This is a genomic window from Streptomyces toyocaensis (assembly GCF_000725125.1).
Lineage (GTDB): Bacteria > Actinomycetota > Actinomycetes > Streptomycetales > Streptomycetaceae > Streptomyces > Streptomyces toyocaensis.
On sequence record NZ_JFCB01000003.1, the window covers coordinates 275,912 to 285,160 of the forward strand.

A 9,249-nucleotide genomic window follows, 5' to 3' on the forward strand; every position below is an offset into this window, starting at 1 on the left:
GAGAAACACCATGCCGAGGCCCACCAAGGGTGCCCGTCTGGGCGGCAGCGCCGCGCACGAGAAGCTGATGCTCGCGAACCTCGCGAAGGCGCTTTTCGAGCACGGCCGCATCACCACCACCGAGGCGAAGGCGCGCAAGCTGCGTCCGTACGCCGAGCGTCTGGTCACCAAGGCGAAGAAGGGCGACCTTCACAACCGCCGTCAGGTGCTCCAGGTGATCACGGACAAGAGCATCGTCCACACGCTCTTCACCGAGATCGGCCCGCGGTACGAGAACCGTCCCGGTGGCTACACCCGCATCACCAAGATCGGCAACCGCCGTGGCGACAACGCGCCCATGGCCGTCATCGAGCTGGTCGAGGCGCTGACGGTGCAGCAGGAGGCCACGGGCGAGGCCGAGGCCGCCACGAAGCGCGCGGTCAAGGAAGACGCCCTCAAGAAGGACGAGGCCGTCGAGGCCAAGTCCGACGAGGCTGCCGAGGCTCCGGCCGAGGAGTCGAAGGACGCGTAAGCGTTCTGCCGGGGGCTGTGCGTTCGCGGCTGCGGCGCTGTCGTGGCTGGTCGCGCAGTTCCCCGCGCCCCTTCGGGGCGCGTTGCGGGTCCGCTTCTTTCCAGGAGCGGGCCCGCTTCCGTGTGGGTGAGAGGATCTCTGTGTGAGTGACGAAGTGCGGCCCGGGTTCGTGCGGGTGCGGCTGGATCTTTCCTATGACGGGACCGAGTTCTCCGGCTGGGCCAAGCAGGCCGGTGGACGGCGGACCGTGCAGGGGGAGATCGAGGACGCCCTGCGGACCGTGACACGGTCCGGCGGGACGACGTACGAGCTGACCGTGGCCGGACGGACCGACGCCGGTGTGCACGCCCGGGGCCAGGTCGCGCACGTCGACCTGCCGCGGGAGGTGTGGGCCGAACACCACACGAAGCTGCTGAAGCGGCTCGCCGGACGGCTGCCGAGGGACGTGCGGGTGTGGGCGCTCAGGGAGGCGCCCGCCGGGTTCGACGCGCGGTTCTCCGCGATCTGGCGGCGCTATGCGTACCGGGTGACCGACAACCCCGGGGGCGTCGACCCGCTGCTGCGCGGCCATGTGCTGTGGCACGACTGGCCGCTCGACGTCGACGCCATGAACGAGGCCGCGCGCGGGCTGCTGGGGGAGCACGACTTCGCCGCGTACTGCAAGCGGCGCGAGGGTGCGACGACCATCCGCACGCTCCAGCAACTGAGCCTGGAGCGGGGTGCGGACGGGATCATCACGGCGACCGTCCGGGCGGACGCCTTCTGCCACAACATGGTGCGTTCGCTGATCGGCGCGCTGCTGTTCGTCGGCGACGGCCACCGTCCGCCGGACTGGCCGGGGAAGGTGCTGGCGGCGGGTGTACGGGACTCGGCCGTCCATGTCGTACGCCCGCACGGCCTGACCCTGGAGGAGGTCGGGTATCCCGCCGACGAGCTGCTGGCCGCCCGCAGCAGGGAGGCCCGCAACAAGCGGTCCCTGCCGGCGGCCAGGTGCTGCTGATCCCGGTCCGGCGGCGGCGCTACCCGTTCGCCGCCGCCGACGCCTGGGCCTCGCCCCTGCGGCGGATCTGACGGAACGTGAACTCCTGGAGGTCGTCGCCCGTGGCGAACACGGTCTTGTCCTTCGTCGTCACGTCCTTGCCGTCCGTGAACCCGGCGAGGGTGAAGTAGGCGTAGCGGCCGTAGGAGTTGGTGGTCGACCGGCAGACTGCGCCGACGCAGAAGTCCTTGACGCCTCCGCCCGACAGCGACTTGACGATGCTCCTCTTGTCGGCCTGCTGCTTGGCCCTGGTCGCCTGGGCCTCGGTCCCGAAGACCGCCACGCCGACCGTCACCGCCACCTTGTCCTCGGTGTAGGTGACCCGGATCAGGCGGGTGCAGCCGTTGTCGGTGAGGACCTTGGGGAGCGTGGCCTTCGCGGCCGAGGCGCAGTTGGTGGTGTCGGCCGTCGGGCCCTTCTTGTACACCGTCTCACCCATGGTCAGCTGCGTGCCCGGGAAGAGGAGGTCGGGGCTCAGCGGGGCCTTGTCCTTCTGCGCGCTGGCGATGAAGTCCTTCGGGTCCAGCGGAGGCGGGGCGCTGGTGGGGGCGAACGACGGGACCGTGCCGGTGGGGCTCGGCAGGGAGACGTCGGAGCCACCGGGCAGCTGGGAGGAGGCGCCGGGCGAGGCCTTCCCGCTGTCGTTCGCCGACACGACGGCGACCGCCACGGCGGTGCCTATCGCGACGGTGGCGAGTGCGCCGCCGCCTATGAACAGCAGCCGGCGCCGTTTGGCGCGGGCCTCGGACGCGTCGGCGAGCGCCGCCCAGTCGGGCGACTGGCCGGAACCGCCGCTGTTCCACGGCTGCTGGGAATTCGGTTTCCAGGGATCCCACTGCTGCGGAGGTCCCCCCTGACCAAAGCTCATGGGGCGCATCTTAGACGGGACAAGAGGTGTGCTGGTCCGCGTCAACGGGCGTCACAGGCCCTAGCTTTGGCTCCATGGCAACGGGCAAAAGCGACATCTCCGGGTGGTTGGTGCGACCTGCGGGCGGCTGGTGGTGGGCCGGACTCGTGGGTGTGCTGGGAGCGCTGACGGCGCATACGGTGCTGGTGACCTCGGACGGAGGCATGGACAACGGGATCGTCGTGGACGCCGCGCGGACCTGGCTGGACGGGGGATCGCCCTACGACGACCGGCACTTCCTCTATTTCCCGAGCGCGGTCATGGCCGCCGTCCCGCAGGCGCTGCTGCCGCGTTCCGTGCTCGACGTGCTGGTGCCGGTCGCGGTGACCGTCGCCCTGGCGCTGGGCTGGGCCTGCGCGCTGCTGCTGCACCGGGTGCCGCTGCGCAGCAGGCTCGCCGTCCTCGGGCTGCTGGGCCTCGCCGCCGGCTTCGCGCCGTTCGGGCAGCTGGTGCGGCTGGGGAACTGGACGGTGACGGCCGTGCTGGCGCTGCCGCTGTGCCTGCTGCTGGCGAGCCGGAACCGGTGGGTCGCGGCGGGTGCGGTCATCGGAGTGGCGGTGGCGCTGAAGCCGCTGCTCGCGCCGATGGCGCTGCTGTTCCTCTTCGCCCGCCGCTGGGGTGCGCTGGCCCTGGTGGTCCTGGTGCCGGCGGTCTCCTCCGTGGTGGCGGCGCTGTTCCTGCCCGACCCCACGGGCTTCCTCACCCGCACCCTGCCCTTCCTGCTGAGCGGCGACGACGCCTTCGTACGCCTCTACGAGGCCTCGCCGGCGGCCGTGCTGCCCCGGCTCGGCCTGCCCCGGGCCCCGGCCACGGCGCTCGCGCTGCTCATGGCCGCCACGGGCGTCGTGTGCGCGTACGTGCGCTGGCGCGGGCCGGGTCCGGTGCCGCTGCGCCTCACGGAGACGTCCGCCGGGCTGATGCTGTCCGCGTTCCTGGTGTCCCGGCCCTCCTACAACCACTACCTCCTGGTCGTGCTGCCGCTGCTGCTCGCCGGGCTGCCGTATGCCGGTGCGGTGGCCCGGCGGCCCTGGTTCTGGCTCTCCCTGGTGCCTCAGCTCCCGGGGGTGACCTGGCCGTGGCTGGAGTCGGGGAAGCGGCGGGCGTTCCGGGACGCCTTCACGCTGTGTGCGCTGGCGGTGACCGTCTCGTACCACTGTGTGCGGGGTGCGCGGGTGACCCGCGGGGCCGACGGACCGCCGGAGACGCGGGAGGGGCGGCGTCCGGCCGTAGAATCGGCGTAGCCCACCGACGGCGGTCTCGTTTTGACCCGTCCGGCCGAGCATGGGTATTCTGCATGTTCGTTGTGTGTAGTGGCTTACTCATTCTCACGTGAGGGGCCCTTACACCGGTCCACCGGGCCGATGACCAGCGACCAGCACGCGGTTTGCGTCACCGCTGTGCGGTCAGGGCTGTCGTGATCGTCTTCGGTGACCTTGTCAGGACCATTCACTGAAGAAGCGAAGGCTACGAACCGTGCGTACGTACAGCCCCAAGCCCGGCGATGTGACGCGCCAGTGGCACGTCATCGACGCTCAGGACGTCGTCCTGGGCCGTCTGGCCTCCACTGCGGCCTCCATCCTGCGCGGCAAGCACAAGCCGATCTACGCGCCCCACGTCGACACCGGTGACTTCGTCATCGTCATCAACGCGGACAAGGTGCACCTCTCCGGCAACAAGCGGACCCAGAAGATGGCGTACCGCCACTCGGGTTACCCGGGTGGTCTGCGCTCCGTCCGCTACGACGAGCTGCTCGCGAAGAACCCCGAGAAGGCCATCGAGAAGGCCGTCAAGGGCATGCTCCCCAAGAACACCCTGGGCCGTCAGATGCTCTCGAAGCTGAAGGTCTACTCGGGCGACCAGCACCCGCACGCTGCCCAGCAGCCGGTGCCGTTCGAGATCACCCAGGTCGCGCAGTAAGTCCGGCCACCCCTAAGACTGAAGAGAATCTGAGGAGAATCGTGGCCGAGACCACTGCCGAGCAGCCGCTCGAAGAGCTTGACATCGACAGCTACACCACCGAGTCCGAGGTGCCCGTCGAGGGCGAGTACACCTCGGAGTCCATGGCCTCCCGCTTCGGCGAGCCCCAGCCGGCCGCCGGCCTGGGCCGCCGCAAGAACGCCATCGCCCGCGTCCGGATCGTCCCGGGCACCGGCAAGTGGAAGATCAACGGTCGCACCCTCGAGGACTACTTCCCGAACAAGGTGCACCAGCAGGAAGTCAACGAGCCCTTCAAGGTGCTCGAGCTCGAGGGCCGTTACGACGTCATCGCCCGCATCGCGGGTGGCGGTGTCTCCGGTCAGGCCGGTGCGCTCCGTCTCGGTGTCGCCCGTGCGCTGAACGAGGCGGACGTCGACAACAACCGCGGCGCGCTGAAGAAGGCCGGCTTCCTGCGCCGCGACGACCGTGCGGTCGAGCGCAAGAAGGCCGGTCTGAAGAAGGCCCGCAAGGCCCCGCAGTACAGCAAGCGCTAATCACAGGGCGCTCGCGCGTACTCCGAACGCCCCGGCGGCACGCCACAGTGCTGCCGGGGCGTTCGTTTATTCACTGCCGTGGGCGTATAACGGCACAAGGCGCTCAAACGCTAATGTGATCTGATGGTCGGGCGTCGGGTGTCGGGCATGGCCGGTGCCCGGCGGGGCGGCTGCGGTGGGCCCGGGGTGCGTGCCTGGGACGCGTGTCCGGGGTGCGGAGCCGCGGTCGCATCGCCGGCTGCGGCGGTCGTGAGGTCGCGAACTGGTGACGTCGTGAACTCGTGACGGTCGTCGGGTCCCGGCCGTCGACACACACGCCTCGTCAGTGGCACGGCCATCGGCCGTACGGCTGCACATACTGAACTGACGCTTCCTCAGGAGGACAAGTGGGACGACTCTTCGGCACGGACGGCGTGCGCGGTGTCGCGAACGCGGACCTGACGGCGGAGATGGCGCTCGGCCTGTCCGTCGCCGCGGCGCACGTACTGGCCGAGGCGGGCACGTTCGAGGGGCACCGGCCCACCGCCGTGGTCGGGCGTGACCCGCGCGCGTCCGGAGAGTTCCTGGAGGCCGCCGTGGTCGCCGGCCTCGCGAGCGCGGGCGTGGACGTCCTGCGCGTCGGCGTGCTGCCGACGCCGGCGGTGGCGTACCTCACCGGCGCGCTCGGCGCCGACCTCGGTGTGATGCTCTCCGCGAGCCACAACGCCATGCCGGACAACGGCATCAAGTTCTTCGCGCGCGGCGGGCACAAGCTCGCCGACGAGCTGGAGGACCGGATCGAGTCCGTGTACGAGGAGCACCGCACCGGCGCGCCGTGGGACCGGCCGACCGGCGCCGGCGTCGGCCGTGTGCGGGACTACGAGGAGGGGCTGGAGAAGTACGTCGCGCACCTCGTCGGCGTTCTCCCGAACCGGCTGGACGGTCTGCGGATCGTCCTCGACGAGGCGCACGGTGCCGCCGCGCAGGTCTCGCCGGAGGCGTTCACGCGGGCCGGGGCCGAGGTCGTCACGATCGGGGCCGAGCCGGACGGGCTCAACATCAACGACGGCTGCGGCTCGACCCACCTCGACCGGCTCAAGGCCGCGGTCGTCGAGCACGGGGCCGCGCTGGGTATCGCGCACGACGGCGACGCCGACCGGTGCCTGGCCGTGGACCACACCGGTGAGGAGGTCGACGGCGATCAGATCCTCGCGGTGCTGGCGCTGGCGATGCGGGAGCGGTCCGCGCTGCGGTCCGACACCGTCGTGGCGACGGTGATGTCGAACCTCGGGTTCAAGCTGGCGATGGAGCGGGAGGGCATCCGGCTGGTGCAGACCGCTGTCGGTGACCGTTACGTGCTGGAGGAGATGAAGCAGAAGGACTACGCCCTCGGGGGCGAGCAGTCCGGGCACGTCATCATCCTCGACCACGCGACGACCGGTGACGGCACGCTGACCGGTCTGCTGCTCGCGGCTCGGGTCGCCGGGACCGGGCGGACGCTGCGGGAGCTGGCGTCGGTGATGGAGCGGCTTCCGCAGGTGCTGATCAACGTTCCGGACGTGGACAAGTCCCGGGTGAAGACCTCCGCGGAGCTCGCGGCGTCGGTCGGCGAGGCGGAGCGGGAACTGGGGGAGACAGGGCGCGTGCTCCTGCGGCCCTCGGGCACGGAGCCGTTGGTCCGCGTGATGGTCGAAGCGGCGGACATCGACCAGGCCCGTTCGGTGGCCGGGCGCCTGGCGGACGCGGTGAAGTCCGCGCTGGGGTAGGTGCGCGTCGCGCGTCGTGTGCCTGCGGCGCAGCGGTCTGTGCGGTGGGGGTGCGCGTAGCGCCTTCGGGTGGTGGGTGGGTCGGGGTCGGGTCGGGGGTGTCCGTCCTCGGACCGGCGCGACCGGGTCGGCCGGTGGAGGTGCGGGGTGCTTGTTCGCACCAGCCGCTGCGGGCGCACACCCCCGCCCCGCCCCCTCCGCGCCGTCGGCGGCCGCAGGCGGGCTACACCGCGAGCGGCCCGCCGTTCCCGCCGTCCCGCCCGGCAACCGTTCCCGCCGTCCCCGGCGTTCTCGCGGGCAGTCGTGCCGCTGGGGCGGCACGGGTGGGCGCGACGGCACCCCGCGGGCGCCGGGCTGCGCAACCTCCCCCGGTCAGCATCCGCGCCGGGCACCCCCTGGGCGCCGGGCTGCGTCCAACCTCCCCCCGGCCTCCACCCGCGCCGGGCGTCGTGTGCCTCCGTCAAGCGGACCTGCGTCTGTGCAGGCGTTCGTGCTGCCTGGACCAGAGGGCCTTCTGCGTCAGCAGGGTCAGCGTCCCCGCGAGGGTGATCCCCAGCAGGTTGAGCAGCAGCTGCTGGGACGAACCCCACGTCTGCACCGTGTCCCCGTAACTCAGCGCCACGGCGGCGTTCGCCGCGGCCGGCACCGTCGTCACCGAGATGGCGACCCCCACCAGCGCACCCGACTTCGCCGACGTCAGCGACAGCGTGCCGGCCGCTCCGGCCAGTACCGCCACGACGAAGGAGAACCAGTCGGGCGCGTACACGAAACCGGTCTGCGGCCGCTCGCCCTCCAGCTTCTCCTCGGTGAACAGTCCGACCGCGTCCATGAAGAGGCTGAAACCCACCGTCAGCGCCATCGCCACCGCGAACCCCACCAGCAGCGCCACCATCGAACGCGCCGCGAGACGCGGCCGGCGCTGCACCACCGCCGTGGAGATGCCGGCCAGCGGGCCGAACTCCGGGCCCACCGCCATGGCGCCCACGATCAGGACCGCGTTGTCCAGGACGACACCGCACGCCGCGATCATGGTCGCCAGTGTGAGGAACGCGAGATAGGTGACCGAGAGGGTCGACTCCTCGTGGGTGGCCTCGGTCAGGTGCTCCCACAGCACCGCGTCCGCGCTCTCGCCCGGTGCCTCCTTCTCGGCCTTGTCCGCGCGCTGCGACAGCGCCAGGTCGACGTTCTCCACGGCGATGGAACCGGTCGCGTCCAGTCCGAGCCGCTGCAACCCGCTGAGCAGGTCGTCCCCGGCCTCCCGGGCCACGTCGCACAGCACGACGTCCCCGGCGGGGTCGCGGGCGGCACCCGGCAGGACACAGAGGTGCGCGGTCCCGATCGTCCCCTCGATCAACCGGACCACGTCGTCGGTCCGTTCGGCGGGTGTGATCAGGCGCAGGTGCAGCATGGCGGCAGCGTAGCCGCCGTGGTCCGGTTCACAGCTTGCGCAGGCTGAGACGCTGGACCTTGTGGTCCGGGCCCTTGCGCAGGACCAGGGTGGCCCGGCCCCGGGTGGGGGCGATGTTCTCCACCAGGTTGGGCTTGTTGATGGTGCGCCACATCGTGCGGGCGTAGTCGAGGGCCTCCTCCTCGGAGACCTGGGTGTACTTGCGGAAGTACGACGACGGGTCCTGGAACGCGGTCTCGCGCAGCCTCTTGAAGCGGTGGAGGTACCAGCGCTCGATGTCCTCGGTGCGGGCGTCGACGTACACGCTGAAGTCGAAGTAGTCGGCGAGCCCGACCCGGGTGCGGCCGTCCTGGCCGGGCAGGGCGGGCTGGAGGACGTTGAGTCCCTCGACGATCAGGATGTCCGGGCGGCGCACGGTGAGCTTCTCGCCCGGGACGATGTCGTAGATCAGGTGGGAGTAGACGGGGGCCGTGACCTCGGCCTTGCCCGCCTTGATGTCGGCGACGAAGCGGGTGAGGGCGCGGCGGTCGTACGACTCGGGGAAGCCCTTGCGCGACATCAGGCCGCGCTCCTGGAGCTCCCTGGTCGGCAGCAGGAAGCCGTCCGTGGTGACCAGCTCCACGCGGGGGTGTTCCGGCCAGCGGGACAGCAGGGCGCGGAGCAGCCGGGCCACGGTGGACTTGCCGACGGCCACGGAACCGGCGACCCCTATGACGAAGGGTGTGCCCGACTGGGAGCCCTGCTCGCCGAGGAACGTGTTCAGGGCGCCCCGGAGGCCGTCGGTGGCCCCGACGTAGAGATTGAGCAGCCGGGAGAGCGGGAGGTAGATGTCCCGTACCTCGTCGAGGTCGATGACGTCACCGAGACCGCGCAGCTGTTCGACCTCGGCGGCCGACAGTGGCAGCGGGGTCTTGTCGCGCAGCGCGCTCCACTCGGCGCGGGTGAGGTCGACGTAGGGAGTCGCCTCCGGCCGCTGCCGGTGGGCGCTCCGGGGCATCGAGGAGACCGGAGAGATCACAGTCCATTGTTAACGGAGTTCGAACGCGGCGACAGGTGGGCTGCGTCACGCCCGCCCGTCGCCGGGGATCACGTGCTGATCACGGTCGCATACCGGGTGGTCGTTCGAAGATCATTTCGTGGGGTTCCCGTGGTTAAGGTGCGCGCAATG

9 protein-coding genes are annotated in these 9,249 nt (G+C 71.0%); 6 read left to right on the plus strand and 3 right to left on the minus strand.

Annotated features, from left to right (window positions below; all coding sequences use genetic code 11):
• The first annotated feature begins 10 nt into the window (after positions 1-10).
• The gene (gene rplQ, locus BU52_RS06680; RefSeq protein WP_037929603.1) at positions 11-511 is read left to right on the plus strand and encodes a 50S ribosomal protein L17; all 501 of its coding nucleotides are present in this window, start codon (positions 11-13) and stop codon (positions 509-511) included.
• A gap of 142 nt (positions 512-653) precedes the next feature.
• Positions 654-1,511, plus strand: coding sequence for a tRNA pseudouridine(38-40) synthase TruA (truA, locus tag BU52_RS06685; protein ID WP_037929606.1), 858 nt, complete (start codon positions 654-656; stop codon positions 1,509-1,511).
• Between the two features lie 19 nt (positions 1,512-1,530).
• Here truA and BU52_RS06690 read toward each other — a convergent pair whose 3' ends face one another.
• The gene (locus BU52_RS06690; RefSeq protein WP_037929609.1) at positions 1,531-2,418 is read right to left on the minus strand and encodes a hypothetical protein; all 888 of its coding nucleotides are present in this window, start codon (positions 2,416-2,418) and stop codon (positions 1,531-1,533) included.
• Positions 2,419-2,492: 74 nt separating this feature from the next.
• On the opposite strand from BU52_RS06690, the gene BU52_RS06695 reads away from it, so the two are divergent.
• From BU52_RS06695 to glmM, 4 genes are all read left to right on the plus strand, one after another.
• Positions 2,493-3,698: a glycosyltransferase family 87 protein gene (locus BU52_RS06695; protein ID WP_051857981.1), complete on the plus strand. Its 1,206-nt coding sequence runs from the start codon at positions 2,493-2,495 to the stop codon at positions 3,696-3,698.
• A 232-nt stretch (positions 3,699-3,930) separates the two neighbouring features.
• Positions 3,931-4,374, plus strand: a complete 444-nt coding sequence (gene rplM / locus BU52_RS06700; RefSeq protein ID WP_037929612.1) for a 50S ribosomal protein L13 — start codon at positions 3,931-3,933, stop codon at positions 4,372-4,374.
• Positions 4,375-4,415: 41 nt separating this feature from the next.
• Positions 4,416-4,928, plus strand: a complete 513-nt coding sequence (gene rpsI / locus BU52_RS06705; RefSeq protein WP_010036632.1) for a 30S ribosomal protein S9 — start codon at positions 4,416-4,418, stop codon at positions 4,926-4,928.
• A gap of 386 nt (positions 4,929-5,314) precedes the next feature.
• Positions 5,315-6,673, plus strand: coding sequence for a phosphoglucosamine mutase (glmM, locus tag BU52_RS06710; RefSeq protein WP_037929615.1), 1,359 nt, complete (start codon positions 5,315-5,317; stop codon positions 6,671-6,673).
• A 460-nt stretch (positions 6,674-7,133) separates the two neighbouring features.
• On the opposite strand, the gene BU52_RS06715 is transcribed toward glmM, so the two are convergent.
• Complete coding sequence (locus BU52_RS06715; RefSeq protein ID WP_037929617.1) at positions 7,134-8,081, minus strand: DUF389 domain-containing protein; 948 nt, start codon at positions 8,079-8,081, stop codon at positions 7,134-7,136.
• Between the two features lie 28 nt (positions 8,082-8,109).
• Positions 8,110-9,078, minus strand: coding sequence for a type I pantothenate kinase (gene coaA / locus BU52_RS06720; protein ID WP_037929619.1), 969 nt, complete (start codon positions 9,076-9,078; stop codon positions 8,110-8,112).
• Between the last annotated feature and the right edge of the window lie 171 nt (positions 9,079-9,249).